At 69.8% G+C, this 18,384-nt stretch carries 10 protein-coding genes, 1 tRNA gene and 1 pseudogene; 11 read left to right on the top strand and 1 reads right to left on the bottom strand.

Annotated elements, in window-relative coordinates; all coding sequences use genetic code 11:
• The 7 genes and pseudogenes from ABDW35_RS13390 to ABDW35_RS13360 all read left to right on the top strand — a co-directional run.
• A pseudogene (locus ABDW35_RS13390) lies at positions 1 to 212 on the top strand (hypothetical protein); the annotation flags it as partial.
• 225 nt (positions 213 to 437) lie between these two features.
• Positions 438 to 1,658, top strand: a complete 1,221-nt coding sequence (locus ABDW35_RS13385) for an LL-diaminopimelate aminotransferase (protein WP_343714365.1) — start codon at positions 438 to 440, stop codon at positions 1,656 to 1,658.
• Positions 1,655 to 2,947: a homoserine dehydrogenase gene (locus ABDW35_RS13380; RefSeq protein WP_343714364.1), complete on the top strand. Its 1,293-nt coding sequence runs from the start codon at positions 1,655 to 1,657 to the stop codon at positions 2,945 to 2,947. Before ABDW35_RS13385 ends, ABDW35_RS13380 begins: the two co-directional genes overlap by 4 nt.
• Positions 2,948 to 3,090: 143 nt before the next feature.
• Positions 3,091 to 4,062, top strand: a complete 972-nt coding sequence (gene glpX / locus ABDW35_RS13375) for a class II fructose-bisphosphatase (RefSeq protein ID WP_343714366.1) — start codon at positions 3,091 to 3,093, stop codon at positions 4,060 to 4,062.
• A 175-nt stretch (positions 4,063 to 4,237) separates the two neighbouring features.
• Positions 4,238 to 6,013 carry a single-stranded-DNA-specific exonuclease RecJ gene (gene recJ / locus ABDW35_RS13370; protein ID WP_343714363.1) on the top strand — a complete coding sequence of 592 codons (1,776 nt, stop codon included), beginning with the start codon at positions 4,238 to 4,240 and terminating at the stop codon, positions 6,011 to 6,013.
• Between the two features lie 38 nt (positions 6,014 to 6,051).
• Positions 6,052 to 6,127: transfer RNA gene (locus tag ABDW35_RS13365), tRNA-Glu, on the top strand.
• Between the two features lie 254 nt (positions 6,128 to 6,381).
• Positions 6,382 to 6,744, top strand: a complete 363-nt coding sequence (locus ABDW35_RS13360) for an alpha/beta hydrolase (RefSeq protein ID WP_343714362.1) — start codon at positions 6,382 to 6,384, stop codon at positions 6,742 to 6,744.
• A gap of 90 nt (positions 6,745 to 6,834) precedes the next feature.
• Here ABDW35_RS13360 and ABDW35_RS13355 read toward each other — a convergent pair whose 3' ends face one another.
• Positions 6,835 to 7,737 carry a LysR family transcriptional regulator gene (locus ABDW35_RS13355; RefSeq protein WP_343714361.1) on the bottom strand — a complete coding sequence of 301 codons (903 nt, stop codon included), beginning with the start codon at positions 7,735 to 7,737 and terminating at the stop codon, positions 6,835 to 6,837.
• A gap of 119 nt (positions 7,738 to 7,856) precedes the next feature.
• Between ABDW35_RS13355 and ABDW35_RS13350 the strand changes: the two genes are divergently transcribed.
• The 4 genes from ABDW35_RS13350 (at position 7,857) to ABDW35_RS13335 (ending at position 18,353) form a co-directional block, all read left to right on the top strand.
• Entirely contained in the window at positions 7,857 to 8,609 is a 753-nt protein-coding gene (locus ABDW35_RS13350) for a glucose 1-dehydrogenase (RefSeq protein WP_343714360.1), read from the top strand.
• 645 nt (positions 8,610 to 9,254) lie between these two features.
• On the top strand, positions 9,255 to 11,609 hold the full coding sequence (locus ABDW35_RS13345; RefSeq protein WP_343714359.1) for a FecR domain-containing protein: 2,355 nt from the start codon (positions 9,255 to 9,257) through the stop codon (positions 11,607 to 11,609).
• 88 nt (positions 11,610 to 11,697) lie between these two features.
• The gene (locus ABDW35_RS13340; protein WP_343714358.1) at positions 11,698 to 16,545 is read left to right on the top strand and encodes a PKD domain-containing protein; all 4,848 of its coding nucleotides are present in this window, start codon (positions 11,698 to 11,700) and stop codon (positions 16,543 to 16,545) included.
• Positions 16,546 to 16,556: 11 nt separating this feature from the next.
• Positions 16,557 to 18,353, top strand: a complete 1,797-nt coding sequence (locus ABDW35_RS13335; protein ID WP_343714357.1) for an adenylate/guanylate cyclase domain-containing protein — start codon at positions 16,557 to 16,559, stop codon at positions 18,351 to 18,353.
• The last annotated feature ends 31 nt before the right edge of the window (positions 18,354 to 18,384 follow it).

Below are 18,384 nucleotides of genomic sequence, written 5' to 3'. Positions count from 1 at the left end.
CCAAGACGGCGCAGAGCCCGAAGCTGCGGGTCGTCGGCTTCGGCGCCGGCGACGGCGCGGCCCAGGCCAAGGCGCGGGCCGAGGCGGTGGCCGCGGCGCTGCGTGCGGCCGGCGTCGACCCGGCCCGAATCGTCACCGGCGGCGCGGCCGACACCCGGCCGAACATCACCGACGGGCAGGCCGCCCGCGTCGAAATCTACCTCGCCCAGTAAGGAATCTATCCGAGATCAAAGAGGCGATGAGCCAAGCGCGGGCAACCCCTCCAATGTCATGCCCGGGCTTGACCCGGGCATCCAGAGAGCGTCGACACCCTCTGGATTGCCGGGTCAAGCCCGGCAATGACAAAATAGGGAAGACCCCTTGTTTGGAGCATCGGGTCTCGGACGCACTCTAGGCTCAGCACCGGACGCCCCGACGGGCGTCGGGGGGATACGTCGATGACCGATCAGGACTTCCACCGAATCAAGCGCCTGCCGCCCTATGTGTTCGCCGAGGTGAACGCGATGAAGGCGGCAGCGCGAGCTCGGGGCGAGGACATCATCGATCTCGGCATGGGCAACCCCGACGGGCCGCCGCCGAAGCATGTCATCGAGAAGCTGGCCGAGGCGGCGCAGAACCCGCGCAGCCACGGCTATTCCACCTCGCGCGGCATACCGGGGCTGCGCCGGGCCCAGGCCGCCTACTACCAGCGCCGCTTCGGGGTCGAGCTCGACCCCGAGAGCGAGCTGGTCGTCACCATCGGGTCGAAGGAAGGCCTGGCCAACCTGGCCCAGGCGATCACCAGCCCGGGCGACATCATCCTGGTGCCGAACCCGAGCTATCCGATCCACATGTTCGGCTTCATCATCGCCGGCGCCGCCATCCGGTCGCTGCCGATCACGCCGGGCACCGACTTCATGGAGGTGCTGGAGCGGGCGGTGCGGCACAGCGTGCCGAAGCCGACCGCGCTGGTGCTGAACTACCCGTCGAACCCGACGGCCGAGGTGGTTGACCTCGACTTCTACCGGCCGATCGTGAAGTTCTGCCGCGAGCACGGCATCTGGATCCTGTCCGACCTGGCCTATGCCGAGATCTATTTCGACACGGCGCCGCCGCCCTCGATCCTGGCGATCCCCGAGGCGCGCGACATCGCGGTCGAGTTCACGTCCCTCAGCAAGACCTATTCGATGGCCGGCTGGCGCATCGGCTTCGCCGCCGGCAACAAGCGGCTGATCGCGGCGCTGGCCCGCGTGAAGTCCTATGTCGACTACGGCGCCTTCACGCCGCTGCAGGTGGCGGCGACCGCGGCGATCAACGGGCCGCAGGACTTCATTGACGAGATGCGGGCGCGCTACCGCCTGCGCCGCGACACGCTGGTCGAGGGGCTGCGCGCCGCCGGCTGGCCGGTGGAGAAGCCCGAGGCCAGCATGTTCGTCTGGGCCCAGATCCCGGAGCCCTTCGCCCGCGGCGGATCGCTGGCCTTCTCCAAGCTGCTGCTGGAGGAGGCCGGGGTGGCCGTGGCGCCGGGCGTCGGTTTCGGCGAATACGGCGACGGCCATGTCCGCATCGCGCTGGTGGAGAACCACCAGCGCATCCGCCAGGCCTGCAAGAATATCAAGACGTTCCTCAGCCGGCGCCGCAACGATCCGCAGCCGGTCAGCCTGAAAGCGGTCTCGTGACTCCCGTCCTGAAAATCGGCATCGCCGGCCTGGGCACGGTCGGCGGCGGCGTGCTGCGCCTGCTGCAGGCGCATGGCGACCTTTTGGCCCAGCGCAGCGGCCGGCGCATCGTCGTCACCGCCGTCTCTGCCCGCGACCGGCACCGTGACCGCGGCGTGCCGCTCGACGGCGTGCGCTGGTACGACGACGCGGTGGCCCTGGCGGCCGACCCCGAGGTCGATGTGGTGGTCGAGCTGATCGGCGGGGCCAATGGCGTGGCCAAGAGCGTCTGTGAGACCGCGATCGCCCATGGCAAGCCGGTGGTCACCGCCAACAAGGCGCTGCTGGCCGTGCACGGCCCGGCCCTGGCCGCGGCGGCGGAGGAGGCCGGCGTGGCCCTGGCCTTCGAGGCGGCGGTGGCCGGCGGCATCCCGGCGATCAAGGGGCTGCGCGAGGGGCTGGCCGGCAACCGCATCGACGGCGTGTTCGGCATCCTCAACGGCACCTGCAACTACATCCTGACCGAGATGCGGACCACGGGGCGTGAGTTCGCCGAGGTCCTGGCCGAGGCGCAGAAGCTCGGCTATGCCGAGGCCGACCCCAGCTTCGACGTCGATGGCGTCGACGCCGCGCACAAGCTGGCGGTGCTGGCCGCCCTGGCCTTCAACGCCCGGGTCGAGTTCGACGACCTGCATATCGAGGGCATCCGCCAGGTCTCGGCGCTCGACATCGCCTATGCGCAGGAGCTGGGCTACCGCATCAAGCTGCTGGGCATCGCCCGGCGGACGGAGGAGGGGCTGTCGCTGCGCGTCCACCCCTGCATGGTGGCCGAGGCCTCGCCGATCGCCCATGTCGAGGGCGTGTTCAATGCCGTGGTGGCGCAGGGCGACTTCGTCGGCCAGGTGATGATGACCGGCCGCGGCGCCGGCGCCGGCCCGACCGCCTCCGCCGTCGTCGCCGACCTGGTCGATCTGGCCCGCGGCCTCAAGGTGCCGACCCTCGGCATCCCGGCCGCACGGCTGGAGCGTGCCGCCGTGCTGCCGATGGACCATCGCCGCGGCGCCTACTATCTGCGCCTGATGGTGGTCGACCGCCCGGGCGTGATCGCCGACGTGGCCGCCGCCATGCGCGACCAGCAGATCTCGGTCGAGAGCCTGCTGCAGCGCGGCCGGTCCCCCGGCGACGCGGTGCCGCTGGTGATCATCACCCATGAGACCGACGAGGCGGCGATGACCCGGCTGCTGGCGGCGCTGGGCGCGCTGGATGCCGTTCTAGAGCCGCCGCACGTCATTCGCATCGAAGACCTGTGATCATTCCCGGTACCGGCTGTCACGGAAAGCCGGTACACCCGTCGCACGATGTGTCCGCCGCCGCCCGTGAGGGCAGATGCGGCGGAGACGAGACCGAAAGGATCGGAGAGACGATGAAACGGCCGGAAGCCAAGTCCCAGGTGATGGACCGCAACCTCGCGCTCGAGGTGGTGCGGGTGACGGAAGCCGCAGCCCTCTCCGCCTCGCGGCTGATGGGCCGCGGCGACGAGCGCCAGGCGGACCAGGCGGCGGTCGACGCGATGCGGCAGGCGCTGAACAGCCTGGCCATCGTCGGCGAGGTGGTGATCGGCGAGGGCGAGCGCGACGAGGCGCCGATGCTCTATATCGGCGAGAAGGTCGGCGCCGGCGACGGGCCGGAGATCGACATCGCCCTCGACCCGCTGGAGGGCACCACCATCACCGCCAAGGGCGGCCCGAACGCGCTGGCGGTCATCGCCATGGCCAACAAGGGCGGCTTCCTCAAGGCGCCCGACGTCTACATGGACAAGATCGCGGTCGGCGGCGACCTGCCGAAGGACCTGATCGACATCGACTCGACCCCGGCGCAGAACCTCAAGGCGCTGGCCCTGGCCAAGCGGGTCGCGGTCTCCGACCTCGTGGTCTGCGTCCTCGACCGGCCGCGGCACCAGGAGCTGATCGCCAAGATCCGCGAGGCCGGCGCCCGGATCATGCTGATCTCCGACGGCGACGTGTCCGGCGTCATCGCCACGGCCCAGGCCGAGACCGGCGTCGACATGTATCTCGGCACCGGCGGCGCGCCCGAGGGCGTGCTGGCGGCCTCGGCGCTGCGCTGCATCGGCGGCCAGATGCAGGGCCGCCTGCTGTTCCGCAACGACGATGAGCGCGAGCGCGCCAAGCGCCAGGGCATCGAGGACTTCACCCGCGTCTACGGGCTGATGGACCTGGCCGGCGGTGACGTGATGTTCGCGGCCACCGGCGTCACCACCGGCCCGATGCTGCGCGGCGTCCGCCTGATCCCGGGCGGCGCCATCACCCATTCGATCGTCATGCGCTCGAAGAGCGGCACCGTCCGCACCATCGAGGCGCGGCACGATTTCCGCCGCAAGGCCGGCTTCGAGTTCGTCGGCGGCTGAGGACAGCATAGCGGGGGCGGCCCTCTGACGGGCGCGGCCTCCACCGTCATTGCGAGGAGGCGAAGCCGACGAATCCATCCAGGGGCGGCTCGCGGGCGGCCCCTGGATTGCTTCGCTGCGCTCGCAATGACGAGTCGGGTGGGGATGAGGGGGATCGTGCCATGAGGATGGGGCGTTGACGGGTCCGGCGCTGTTCGGCGTCGAACGCTCCGCCAAGGGCGCGCGCTGGATCGGCCGCGCCGCCGACGACCGGCTGGCGCTGGCGCTGTCCCAGCGCCACGCTTTGCCAGAGATCGTCGCCCGGGTGCTGGCGGCGCGCGGCGTCAGCCTCGACGACGCGCCCGCCTTTCTGAACCCGACGCTGCGGGCGCTGCTGCCCGACCCTTCGGTGCTGCGCGACATGGACCGCGCGGCGGCGCGCATTGCCCGGGCGGTGACGGCCGGCGAGGGCATCGCCGTGTTCGGCGACTACGACGTCGACGGCGCCACCTCGACCGCGCTCATGGTCCGCTACCTGCGCGCGCTCGGCATCGAGCCGCAGATCCACATCCCCGACCGCATCGCCGAGGGCTACGGCCCGAACGCCCAGGCGCTGGAGAAGCTGCGCGCCGGCGGCGCCGGGCTGGTGGTGACGGTCGATTGCGGCACCACTGCCTTCGACGCGCTGGAGGGGGCCGCGGCGTCCGGCCTCGACGTGGTGGTGATCGACCACCACACGGCGGAGCCGCGCCTGCCGAAGGTGGCGGCGGTGGTCAACCCGAACCGGCTGGACCAGGATCCGGGCCTCGGCCAGCTCGCCGCCTGCGGCGTCACCTTCCTGGCGCTGGTGGCGCTGAACCGCGTTTTGCGCCAGGCCGGCATTTTCGCCAATCGCAAGGAGCCGGACCTCTTGGCGCTGCTCGACCTGGTGGCGCTGGGCACGATCTGCGACGTGGTGCCGCTGACCGGGCTGAACCGGGCGCTGGTGGGGCAGGGGCTGAAGGTGATGGCGCAGCGCCGCAACACCGGCCTCGCCGCCCTGGCCGATGTGGCGCGGGTGACCGAGACGGTCGACGCCTACCATGCCGGCTACATCCTGGGGCCGCGGATCAATGCCGGCGGCCGCATCGGCCGGGCCGATCTCGGCGCCCGCCTCCTGGCCACCGAGGACAAGGCCGAGGCGGCGCGGATCGCGGCCCTCTTGGACGAGCACAATGTCGACCGCAAGACGGTCGAGGCCGAGGTGATGGCCGCGGCGATCGCCCAGGTCGAGGCATCCGAGGCGGGGCCGGTGATACTGGTGGCGGGGGAGGGCTGGCATCCCGGCGTGGTCGGCATCGTCGCCGGCCGGCTGCGCGAGCGCTACGGCCGCCCGTCCTGCGTCGTCGGGTTCGAGGGCGGCATCGGCAAGGCGTCGGGCCGCTCGGTGCCCGGCGTCGATCTCGGCGCCGCGGTGATCGCGGCGCGTCAGGCCGGCCTGCTGCTCTCCGGCGGCGGCCACCGCATGGCCGCGGGCTTCACCGTCCGGCAGGAGCGTCTGGCCGAACTGCGGACCTATCTGGCCGAGCATATCGACGGCCAGGTCGACGAGCCGATGGTGCCGTTGGTCGAGCTGGACGGCACGCTGGTGGTGGAGGCGGCGACGGTCGAACTGGCGGAGACCTTGTGCTGCCTGGGCCCGTTCGGCGCCGGCAACCCGGAGCCGCGCTTCGCCCTGCCGCGGGTGCGGGTGGTGGCGGCGTCGGTGGTGGGCAGCGGCGGCCATGTCGCCTGCACCCTGGTGGGGCCGGATGGCGGCCGGCTGCGGGCGATCGCCTTCCGCTGCGCTGACCAGCCGGTGGGCCAGGCCCTGCTGCGCCGCGACGCGCTGCTGCATGTCGCCGGCACGCTCCGGCTCGACCGCTGGAACGGCAACACCCGGGTGCAGCTGTTCATCGACGACGTGGCGCCGCTCTGGGCCGAAAACGCTTGATTTCCCCAGCCGCTGCCGGTAGGTATCCGCGCCGCGCCGACCCCTTCGTCTAGAGGCCTAGGACATCGCCCTTTCACGGCGGTAACACGGGTTCGAATCCCGTAGGGGTCGCCACTTCGGTACAAAACGAAGTACCTCCGGCGCCACGGGGTTCCGTGTTGACCGCAGCGGCAAGCGTCCGCAGCAGCGCGCTCTTCGAGCCTGTAATCCGGATCTTTCGGCCGTCGATGACATCGGCGCGCGGCGTTCAGCGCGCGGAGTGGCCTGAACCGGACGTTCGCCGGCGGCCGGTCCTGATCGAGCTGACGGCTGAAACGGATCGCCGCGACGCCTCGACACTGCGAATGCCGACATGATCCTCGGACGCGGTGGCGGCGACGGACATCTGCTGGACTGGATGTTCGGCTGTATCAATCGCACCCCGGGCGCGATTCGAGCCTTTCGACCGCGCCGTCTACAAGGCGGCCGCGCGGGAGCCGGGGGCGATCACGGCAGAGCACAGATGGTATCAGACTGTTGGTCAGGACATTCAAGACCTCGACACCTATCCCAAGCCTGCCGCGCCCGTGCTCGGCATCGGCGGGATCAGCACGCCGTTTCTGAAAGCCTGCCTCGATCGGTACGCGCGGAACGCGACAATGATCGAATTCGAGGGGACGGGGCATTGGATCGCGGAGGAGCGACCAGCCCAGACCACTGCGGCGATCCTGGAGTTTCTTCGTCAACCTTGAGCGAAGTCCATCGCCTCGGCCGGTCCGGAACATGTCCGTTCTGCGGCGGCCGCCGAAGTGTCTCCTTTTGGCGCCTGCGGGAAGCCGACGCTACGGCGTGCCGAGCATATCCGGAGGATATGTTGCCGCCAGATGGTCGATGAAACCCCGCACCGCAGGCGGCAGTCCGCGCCGGGTGGTGAAAACAAGGTGGACGATCCCCTCGTAGCCGGACCACTCCGGAAACACGCGGATGAGGTGCCCTGCCTCGAGGTGATCGCGGCAGCTGTGGTCCGGGAGCAGCGCGACGCCCAGCCCTGCCACCGCAGCCTCGCGGATCGCCCCGAAGTCGCTGCAGCTCATCCGCGGTGAATGTCGAAGGACGTGGGCTGCCCCGCCCGAATGCTCGAGATGCCATTCGATCTCGTCGGCGTCGTCGACGGTCGCGAGCGTTGGAAGCGAGGCCAGCGCTTCGAGGCTGGACCCCGCTTGCTTCGCGACCCGTGGGGCGGCCACGAGAATGCGCCGGGACCGGCCGAGCGATCGCATGGTGAGCGCGGCGTCCCCCGTCAGAGCCGTGCGAACCCGTAGAGCGACATCGATACGCTCGGCAATGAGATCGACCGGCCGGTCGATCGCGATCATCTGGAGCCTGACCTTCGGGAACCTCGCCAGATACAGTGGTATGATCGGGGCGAGGATCTCGACCAGACCTGTTGGACAGCTGAACCGCACCCGGCCATGCGGCTCCGCCTGCGCCTGCGCCACCACCGCTTCGGCCTGCTCGGCATCCAGCATGATTGCACGGCAGCGCTCATAGAAGGCGCGTCCAACCTCCGTCACCTGGAACCGACGGGTGGAGCGTTCGATGAGGCGAACGCCGAGTCTGGCCTCCAGCCGGGCGATCCTTCGGCTCAGCTTCGACTTCGGCTGATGCAGAGCGCGGCCGGCCGGCGCGAAGCCTCCATGGGCCACGACTTCAGCGAAATAGACGTAGTCGTTAAGATCGGGCATCGGTTCAGCGTTCCTTTTTCGGAACGATGAGTGTCACAATCGGCGTCTTCATGCATCAGCGTTCTGAGGGCATCTCCTCCGTGGATGGCGAGCGGTTCGCCGTCGCGAGGAGATCAATGATGAGCAGCAGATTTGAAGGCAAGGTCGTGGTCGTCACCGGGGGTACCAGCGGCATCGGCCTCGCGACGGCCAGGGCGTTCGCCGAGGAAGGCGCCTCTGTCTTCATCACCGGCCGTCGCCAAGGCGCTCTGGATGAAGCGGTGAAAGCGATCAGGGGGCGGGTGACCGGCATTCGCGCGGACATGTCCGTGCTCGCCGATATCGACAGGCTCTATGACGCCGTACAGCAAAGGCATTCGCAGATCGACGTGATCTTCGCGAATGCCGGCGGCGGCGAGTTCAGCGCCCTCGGCGAGATCACAGAGGCGCATTTCGAGCGGACATTTGCGACCAATGTGAAAGGCACCCTCTTCACGGTCCAGAAGGCGCTGCCGCTTCTGCGGGATGGTGGTTCGATCGTGCTCAACGCCTCGACCACGAGCGTCAGCGGCACCCCTGCCTTCAGCGTCTACAGCGCCACCAAGGCTGCTGTCCGCAGCTTCGCCCGCAACTGGATCCTTGACCTGAAGCAACGCCGGATTCGCGTCAACGCGGTCAGCCCCGGCGTAACCGATACGGCCGGGCTGGACGTCCTGTTCGGTGGCGGCGACACGGCGGCAGGCATCAAATCCAACCTCGTCGAACTGATCCCAGCGGGGCGGATCGGCCGGCCCGAGGAAATCGCGAAGGCCGTTCTCTTCCTCGCCTCGGATGACGCGAGCTTTATCAACGGGATCGAGCTGTTCGTGGATGGCGGGCAGACGCAGATCTGACATCTCAAGAGATCGCGACCGCGTCACCTGCGGCGATGTACGCCCAGAGTTTGAGCTTCGAGTCCCGACTCTCGAGCGGCAGCTCCATGTTGGCGTGCAGCCTGACAGCCATCGTCGCAGTCGGACGGGTTTGAAATCCCTGCGGGCTCGGGTGTGTAACGCGCCCGAGCTCCCACTCTCTTGACTTGCCCTGCCCAGTGGCAGCTTCGGTCGCGTGCGGTCATGTCCGGTTCCGGGTTCCCACCGGATTGGCAGGTTTTGGGCGTCCTGATCGGGTCGGCCCGGTCGGGACGGTCCGAATTCTGCGGGTTTGCCGAGGCAGTCACCGGCCATCAAAAATGGTCGGTGAAGTCCGGCCCGGTGAGCGGTCGCGAAGCGCAAAGAGCAGAAGCGACGCCAAGCTCGCCAAATGGCAGCTTCGACGAGCGGGCTCCTCCGATGTCTCAAGTGTTCCTGCGTCTAGGAGTGACGGCTTGCGACATATCGTGGCTCTTGGCCGTCAGGAAATTTCTCTCAGAGACATTATCTGTCGGATGGGATAATTATTGGCAATTATAAAATCATTGTCTGAAACAATACATCAATACTCGTGCGGGCGTGGCAGGCGATGTGAGGGGCCGAGCCTCTGCCCGGCGGGAGGCATCGATGGATCGCAAATCAGGTTTCCAGTCGGCTGGTCTCGCGGCTCTCAAATCCCTGACCGCGGTGCCGCTGGTCCTCGTCATTGCGGTGTCCATCGGGCGGGCGGCGACCATCGAGGTCCGCCTGGAGCCGAACCAGACCATCAGGCAATTGGCGGAACGCTACCTCGGCGATCCCGATCTCTGGCCGGAGATCCTGAAGGCCAGCGATGTGGCGTCGGTCGCCCAGCTGTCGCCGGGACAGCTGCTGCGGATCCCCGTTGACGTGATCGCCGCGACGGAGCGCGCCCTGGTTCGCTGCGCCGACCAGATCCGGCTGGCCAACCTGGCCGGAGCCCAGCTCTTCGCGCCGGACGAGATCGGCCGCGCCATCGGCCTCCACGACCGGGCGCTCGGCCGCCGTGTCGAGCGCGCCTGGAGCGACGCCAGGGACCTGGCGCTCGAATCCCGGTCCCAGGCCGAGAAGGCCCTTGCCATAGCCGAGCGGAGCCGCGACGAGGCGGCCGAGGCCTTGCTGAGCGACAAGAACGGGTGGGTCGAGGCCCAGAAGCCGAAGGACTTGGCCTGGAACGACGTGACGCTCCGCGCCATCCTGGTGGAACAGGAGAAGGTTCGCACTCTGTCGGAATCGACGGCACAGCTGACCTTCCGCGATGCCAGCCGGCTCCGGCTCAACGCCAATTCGAACGCCGTCATCCAGGAGATGCGCTACGACCCGCTGACCCGACATGAGGAGGCGAAGGTCAGCCTGGTCGAAGGCGATTTCTATGCCCTTCTCGCCGGTGAGAGCGACCGCACGAGCTTCGCCGTCGACATTCCGGAAGCGAAGGCACACATCGAGTCCGGGGATTTCTGGGTCAGCAGCGGCGGCGAAGGCGCCAAGTTCACCAACTACGACGACCGCCCGGTCGCCGTCGCGACCAGGGATGAGACGGTCGTGCTGGGGCGAAACGAAGGAATCGTCCTCTCCGCCAAGGGCAAGGCCGGCGAGAAGCGCGACGTGCTCGAAGCGCCCGGCCCGACCGCGCCGGCCAATGACGACACCGCCTACGGCACCTCGGTCGATCTCGCCTGGACCGGACCCGAGGGGGTCGCGGGCTACTGGCTGGAGATCGGGGCCGAGCAGTCCTTCGACACCATGCTGGTCTCGGAGTTCGGACTTCAGAAGCCTGCCTATCGCGTCGAGCACCTGCCGCCCGGCACCTATTACTGGCGGGTCTCGGCGCTCGATGCCTTCGGCCTGCCCGGTGAGCGGAGCACGCCCTGGCGCTTCGCCGTGATGGTCGACAATGTCCCGCCCTTCCTTAGGGTCGATGCGCCGGAGGAGGGGGCGATCGAGCGTGACGGAGCGATCGAGGTCCGCGGCGAAACCGAGCCCGGCGCCGCGGTGTCCGTGAACGGGCAGCCGGTCGAGGTGACCGCCGCCGGCCGGTTCGCCGGGCCGGTCGCCGCGGGCGAGGGCGACAGCAGCGTCGAGGTCGCGGCCACCGACCGCGCCGGCAACGTCACCCGGCTGCAGCGCCGGTTCAGCGTCATGCCTGACCGGTCCGAGGCGGTCATGCTGGATCCGTCGGTGCCGCGGGATCGGGCGGGGCGGGTGCTGGCGGCCGGCGACACGGCCTCCCTGGCCGGCCGCGCCAAGCCGGAATCGCGCATCGATGTCGTCGGCGCCGACGGCACCCTGCGCGGGTCAACGGCCAGCGATGCTGCCGGCCGCTTCGCGCTCAACATCGCGCTCGGCGCCGATGAGGAGGCGCTCTCGATCGTGGTGACGGCCCCGTCCGGCTTCCGCAGCGCCCAGCGCATCGAGGTCGCGGTCGACCGCCAGCGGCCCCTGATCACTCTTTCGGAGGAATTGCCCCGCCTGACCGCATCTGGAACGCTCTTCGTCAGGGGGCAGGTGGCCAAGACCGGCGCGACGCTCCGCATCAATGGCGGCGAGGCCGGGCTGAAGGACGGCGCCTTCGATGAGATCGTCAGCCTGCGCGTCGGCGACAACCCGATCGAGCTGGTCGCCACCGACACGCTCGGCAACACCGATGTGGTCCGGTTCACGGTCACGCTGGACCAGGAGCCGCCCCGGCTGGTGGAGGCGAAGCTCACGCCCGAGGTGGGGGAGGCCGGGTCGACCGCGGTGCTCGAGATCCGCGCCTCCGACGCGTCGGGGCTGGCGGCGACCGCGCTCGCGACCGTCGGATACGGGACAGGGACGGCGGATGCGGTGCTCCGGTTCAACCGGGCCGCCCAGGCCTATCAGGGATCGCTTCCCGTTCCCCGCGGCGAGCTGAAATCGGCCGCGGTCAGGACGGTGGAGCTCACGGATGCGGCCGGCAACCGGCAGTCCTACCGCATCAATTGACCGGGAGATCGTTCGGGCAAGCACGGTCGGGGCCAGGAACATGAGGGCAGGTCGGACGAGAGGATGGCTATTCGTCGTTGCTGCGGCTGTGCTGGCGGGCGCATCGGCATCGCCCGCATCCGCGGCCGATGAACGGCCGGCCCTCATCACCTACGGCCCCAAGGCGCTGACCCGGGAAGGCGACTTCTACCGCCAGCAGACGATCTTCATCAGCGTGCCCGAGGGGGTAGCCGGGCGGCTGTGGATCAATGTGTTCGACCCCGGGATCAGCCCGGAATACGACCAGGCCACGGGCCTGCCCGGGGCGAGCCGGACCCGCTATGCGGTGTTCGGCGGCCCCGGCGCCTTCTGGCTCCCGCCGCTGGTCCCCGCCGTTCCGGCGCCGGAACAGGAGGCGGCAGGCACGCTGATCGCCGACGAGGTGTACGGCAGCGAGGCGGACGCGATCGGCCGGTGGAAGACCGTGGCGGTGGTAGACCCGCGCCAGGGCGATGCCGTCGACGGGCGGCGGATCTTCCGCCTGCTGGTGCAGGGCGTGGCCGGGGCGGCCGGCAATGTCTTCGACGTCGCGGTGAGCGCGCGGGAGACGCGGCCGCTGGTGCCGGAGGGGCTGGAGATCTTCGCCTACCGGCCGGTGGTGCGCGTTCCCGACTCCCGGTCCTTCGCCGAGCTGCGGTTCCGCCCGCCGCCCGGGGACGGCCGGCTGGTCGTCCACAATTTCGACCTGGCCTACGGGTCGCTCGACCTGACCACGGCCTTCACCTCCATGCCGCTGAAGGCATCCGGCCAGGACGAATGGCAGGCGGCCGAGATGCCTGCCGATGCCGGGCTGGGCGGGGCGGAAGCAGCCCTGGAATTCGGCCGCGGCGTGGAGATGCCGAACGACGCCACCTTCATGATCGCAGATGGCGCCGGCAATCCCGTGCCGTTCCAGCTTCCGGTGAAGCTCTGGCCGGCCCTGGCGCGGCCGAAGCCCGCGATCGACCGGTCCGACCTGGCCGCCTGCGGATCCGTCTCCTTCGATGCCGGCCGGTCGACGGATCCGAAGGGCGGGTCGCTCGCCTACCGCTGGGATTTCGGCGACGGCGCCACCGCGGAAGGGCCGCTCGTCCGCCATGACTACAGCGGGCCGGGCCGTTTCAAGGCCCGGCTGGAGGTCCTCGGCTCCTCCTCCAGGATCGGTGACGGCGCGGCCGCCGAGGTCGATATCGATGTTCCGGTGCGGCCGGAGGCGCGCCTGGGGGCCCCGCTGTCCGCCTCGGTCGGGGCCGATGTCGCGTTCGACGGCAGTGCCTCGGTCGCGGGCCGTCTGCCGATCCGGCATATGACCTGGCACTTCAACGACGGCGACACCCTCCTGGGCGCCCATGTCGGCCGGCGGTTCGACCGGCCGGGCCGCTATCTCGCCAGCCTGACGGTCGATGACGGCTCCGGCCAGCCCTGCGGCGCCGACACCGCGGAGGCGTCGATCGTCGTCAACACGCCGCCCGTGGCCGTCCTGGGCCCCGCGCGGCGCGTCTCGGTCGACGAGACGATCGCCTTCGACGCCCGCCAATCCTTCGACCCGGATGGGCGGATCACTGCCTATCAGTGGGATTTCGGCGACGGCACGCGCAGCGATGCCGCCCAGCCGGCCCATGCCTACAGCCGGCCCGGCACCTACACGGTCCGGCTGACCGTCGCCGATGATGCCGGGCTGCCCAACTCCACCGCGTCAGAGACGGCGGCCGTCATCGTCAACGCGCCGCCCCTGTCGGTGGCCGGCGCCGACAAATCCGCCGCCATCGGCGAGCCGCTGGTGTTCGACGGCTCCGCCTCAAGCGATCCGGACGGGCGTGTGCTGACCTGGGACTGGGATTTCGGCAATGGCGACACGGGGACGGGGCAGAAGACCACCTATGCCTTCGCACGGCCCGGCACCTACACGGTCCGCCTCACCGTCCGGGACGATTCCGGCACCGGCTCGGCCACGGGCGAGAGCACGCTCAGTGTCCGCGTCAACGATCCGCCCGTCGCGCTCGCCGGGCCCGACCAGTTGGTCACCGCCAGCGTCGTCGCCTTCGACGGCACCGGCTCCTTCGATCGTGACGACGCGATCGCGCAATATGCCTGGGATTTCGGCGACGGCACCACCGGCACCGGCCCCAGGCCGACCCATCTCTACCAGGCGACCGGGCGCTACCAGGTGCGCCTGACCGTGACGGACCGGTCGGGGACGAAATGGAGCTCGTCGACCGACGGCATGACCGTGACGGTCAATGCCCGCCCGGTCGCCGATCCCGGCGCTGACAGGATCGTCGCGCCGGGGGAGAAGGTGGTGTTCGACGGCAGCCGGTCGGTCGACCCCGACGGGGACATCACCGACTATCGCTGGGATTTCCGCGACGGCAGCACGGGCCGGGGCCGCATCGCGTCGCACAGCTTCGCCCGGCCGGGGCTGTACGATGTCAGGCTGGCGGTGGCCGACGACAGCGGCGATGCCGACGCCGTCGACTACAAGGAGGTGCGGATCACGGTCAATGCCGCGCCGGTCGCCGATCCGGGCGGGGACCTGATCGTCGCCCCCGGCGACAAGGTCAGGCTCAGCGCCGAAAACTCCTACGATCCCGACGGCCGGATCACGAGCTATCGCTGGGATTTCAGCGATGGCAGCGCCCCCGCCACCACCGCGCGGGTCGAACGCAGCTTCGCCGCGCCGGGGCTGTACACCGCCCGCCTCACCGTCGCCGACGACAGCGGCGCGTCGAACGGCTTCAACGCCCGCGAGATCACGATCGCGGTCAATCATCCGCCGGTGGCGGATCCCGGCCGCGACAGCCTGACGGAAAGCCTGATCGTCTCCTTCGACGGCACCGCCTCGCTGGACCCGGATGGCGACGCGCTCACCTACCGCTGGGATTTCGGCGACGGTGCCTCGGCCGCCGGCGCCAAGGTCCAGCACGGCTATGCCGCCGCCGGAACCTATCCGATCATCCTGGTGGTCGATGACGGCAAGGGGCTGCGCAACTCCGTCGCCCAGGCCGCCAGGTCGCTGGTGATCCACCAGCCGCCGGTCGCGGATGCCGGTGGCAATCGCCAGGTCTGCACCGGGGACGTCATCACCTTCGACGGGTCCAAATCCGTCGACCCGCAGGGCGGTGCCCTGCGCTACGCCTGGAATTTCGGCGACGGCTCGACCTCCGGCATCGTCAACCCGACCAAGGCCTATCGCAGCGGCGGCGTCTATCCGGTCACCTTGACGGTGCAGGACAGCGCCGGCCTCGCCAACAGCGAGGACGTCGACACCGTGTCGGTCAAGGTCGACCAGGGACCGTCGGCGGATGCCGGGCCGGACATCGAAGCCTGCGCCATGTCGCCGATCGATTTCGACGCCTCGCGCTCCTTCGACCCGAACGGCACGATCAAGCGCTACGACTGGGATTTCGGCGACGGCAAATTCGCGATCGGCGAGAAGCCTAACCACGTCTATGAGCATCCGGGCGACTATCGGGTGTTCCTGAAGATCGAGGGCCAGCGCCTCGGCCAGTGCGATCCGCACTCCACCGACGAGATGTCGGTGCGGATTCTGCAGGGCCCTGTCGTCAAGATCGACGCCCGCGCCGCCGCGCCGCTCGGCGAGGTCGCCTTCGACGGCTCCGGCTCGCAGATGCCGGGCGGCAGGATCACCGGCTGGCATTGGGATTTCGGGGATGGCGGCGCCGCCGAGGGCGCGGCCGTCAGGCACGTCTTCACCGAGCCCGGGCGCAAGAAGGTCACGCTGACCGTGACCAGCGATTCCGCCTCGCCCACCTGCCAGCGCGTGGCCGCCACCCATGTGGTCACCGTCAACGCGCCGCCGGTCGCGGCGATCGCCGGGCCGGACAGCGCCTCCGAGGGCGAGGAGGTGCTGCTGGATGCCGGGCCGTCGCACGACCAGGACGGGGCGATCGCCACCTATAGCTGGGATTTCGGCGACGGCGGGACGGCCACGGGGGTGCGGGCCAGCCACCGCTTCGCCGCGGCAGGCCAATACAGGGTGCGCCTGACAGTGGCCGACGAGGCCGGGGTCGAGAACTCCGCCGCAACGGTGGAGAAGCCGCTGACCGTGCGCCCGCCGCCGGCGCCCGACATCGCGCTGCCCGCCGCCGCCTGCATCGGCGAGGATGTCCGCCTCGCCGTCAAGGGAACGGCCGCGAAGCCGATGGAAAACGGCTGGCGGGACGCAGGCACGGCGGACGGCACCCACAGCTTCGTGCGCCGCTTCGACACGCCGGGCCGCTACGACGTGACGATCATCCCGGATGACGGCCGCGACCTGGCCAGCAGCCGCCGCCCGCTGACCCGCATGCTCCACATCAACCGGCCGCCGGTGGCGATGCTTGGCCCGCAGCGCCTCGTCTGTCCGATGGCCGAGATCGTCTTCGACGGCGCCTCGTCCTACGACCCGGACGGCCGCATCACCCGCTATCAATGGGATTTCGGCGATGGCGGCAGCGCGCAGGGCCCGACCGCCAGCCACAGCTTCGCGGCGCCGGGGACCTATGACGTGGCCCTGACCGTGACCGACGACACGGAGTCGAGTTGCGCCTCGACCCGCAGATCGGTGCAGGTGGTGGTCAATGCGCCACCGGTCGCCGATGCCGGTCCGCCCTTCGCGGCCTTCGTCGGCGGCGCCGCGGATGCGGTGCTGCTCGACGGCACCCGGTCCCGCGACCCCGACGGCGGCGCCCTGACCTATGTCTGGCGGATCGGCGACGGCACCACCGAATCCGGCGAGCGCGTCCGCCACCTGTTCCGGCAGGCCGGCGACATCCCGATCGATCTGACGGTCACCGACGGTTCCGGGCTGCCCTGCGGCACCGCGACCGGCAGCACCGTCGCCACGGTCCGACGCCACGACCCGATGCAGGTGACCGAGGTGCCGCCGGCCGTACCGCCGGTCCCCCCGCCGGATTGAGGCCGGCCGCCGTGGGCATCCTGTCGCGGGCGTTCCGCCTCCGTCTCCTGTCGCTCAGCCTCCGCCGCAAGCTGCTGCTGTTCTCGGCGCTGATCGCGGCGCTGCCGCTGCTGTTCGCCGGCCAGTCGCTGATCCGGATCGCTCGCGACGAGATGAAGAGCGTGGCCAATGAACGCCTCGTCACCACCGTCCGCGAGGTGACGGGCCAGATCGACGACATCTACGAGCGGGCCTGGCTGGCGCCCCTCATGCTGATCCGCAGCGCTATCGACAGCGACAAGATCAGCGTCGGGGAGAAGGTCGCCATCCTCACCCATGGCATCGCCCGGCTGCCGGACATCGTCGCCCTGCAGATCACGCTCGACGGTGGCCGGCTGCCGCTGGTGATCTCGCAGAACCGTTTCAGCACCAGGCTCACCGAGGCGGGCGTCGACCCGCTGAATGTGCTTCGGGCACCGCCGGAGGTGATGCTGGCCGCCGCGGACTCCGACGAGGAGGCGGATGTACGGGTCACCGCCGTGGTCTACGAGCCCAAGACCGAGACCTGGCTGGCGACCGTCGCGCTGCCGCTCGAGAGCCGCTTCAGCGGGGCGCGCGCCGTGCTGTCGGCGAAGATCGATCTCGGCCGGATCCGGGGCTTCATTATGAGCCAGCCGTTCCGCCAGGTCGGCATGATCACCACCGTCGATGCGGAAGGGCGGAAGCTGTTCGACACCGAGCTCAACGAATTCGGCCAGGTGAAGCAGCTGGGGCGGCGCGACATCGTCGGGGAGGCGCTGGCCGCGCGCACCGGCAACCGTGCCCGCGCGATCAGCGTCGACACCTTCCTGCGGCCGGACGGCACCGCGATGCTCGGCGCCTTCGCCTTCACCCGCAGCTTCGACTGGGCGGTGATCGTCGAGCAGCGGGAGGCGGATGCGTATTACGCCGTCGACGTCATGATCGGCAGCCTGGTCTTCTGGGTGGTCGGCGGGCTCGCCGTCGCGGTCCTGGGCGCCGCCGTGTTCGCGCACCGCATCAGCCGGCCGATCCTGGCGATCGGCGAGGCGGCGGGCGAGGTGGCCAAGGGGAACTACCAGGTCCGGGTGAAGAACATCCGCTCGCGGGACGAGATCGGCCACCTGGCGAAGCGCATCAACCACATGATCGTCCAGATCAACGAACGATTCGAACTGGCCAAGTTCGTGTCCCATGGCACGATGGACGCCATCCAGCATTCGGACGAGACCGGCGTGCACCTGGGCGGAAGCCGCTGCGAGGTCGCGATCCTGTTCGCCGACATCCGGGGCTACACGGCCTTCGCCGAACGCCGCGACCCCGAGACGGTGATCGAGACGCTGAACTTCTACCTGGCGGTGCAGGCCGACCTGGTGGCCGCGCATCACGGCGACATCGACAAGTTCGTCGGCGACCAGGTCATGGCCGTATTCCAGGGGCCGGCCATGGCCGCCGATGCCCTCCGCTGCGCGGTGGCGATGCAGGAGAGCATGGCCCGGCTCGCGGCGGCCAACCCGGACGGGGACCTCTCGATCGGCATCGGCATCGATATGGGCGAGGTGGTGAAGGGCGCGATCGGCGCCAGGGATCGCATGGACTTCACCGTGCTGGGAGACCATGTCAACGTCGCCGCGCGCCTGTGTGCGGCAGCCAAGCCCCGGCAGACGCTTGCCGCCGCCGCGGTGGTCGAGGCGGCGGCGCATCTCGGGCTGCCCATCGCGACGCTTGCCCTCGAGCCGATTGTCCTCAAGGGCAAGAGCGTGCCGCTCCGCATCTATGACATTCAGCCGATGACCCAGGCGGCGGCCTGAGCCGACCGATGCAAATGCGAAACCGCCGGGG

Source organism: Inquilinus sp. (assembly GCF_039594555.1).
Taxonomy (GTDB): domain Bacteria; phylum Pseudomonadota; class Alphaproteobacteria; order DSM-16000; family Inquilinaceae; genus Inquilinus.
Note: the sequence above shows the minus strand (reverse complement) of the source record. Positions and strands in the feature narration are given on the sequence as shown.

Bases quoted from the DNA above. Each gene is read 5' to 3' on its own strand.
- ABDW35_RS13385 (WP_343714365.1), top strand. From the start codon at position 438: ATGACCGATCAGGACTTCCACCGAATCAAGCGCCTGCCGCCCTATGTG.
- glpX (WP_343714366.1), top strand. From the start codon at position 3,091: ATGGACCGCAACCTCGCGCTCGAGGTGGTGCGGGTGACGGAAGCCGCA.
- ABDW35_RS13355 (WP_343714361.1), bottom strand. From the start codon at position 7,737: ATGCCCGATCTTAACGACTACGTCTATTTCGCTGAAGTCGTGGCCCAT.
- ABDW35_RS13350 (WP_343714360.1), top strand. From the start codon at position 7,857: ATGAGCAGCAGATTTGAAGGCAAGGTCGTGGTCGTCACCGGGGGTACC.
- ABDW35_RS13345 (WP_343714359.1), top strand. From the start codon at position 9,255: ATGGATCGCAAATCAGGTTTCCAGTCGGCTGGTCTCGCGGCTCTCAAA.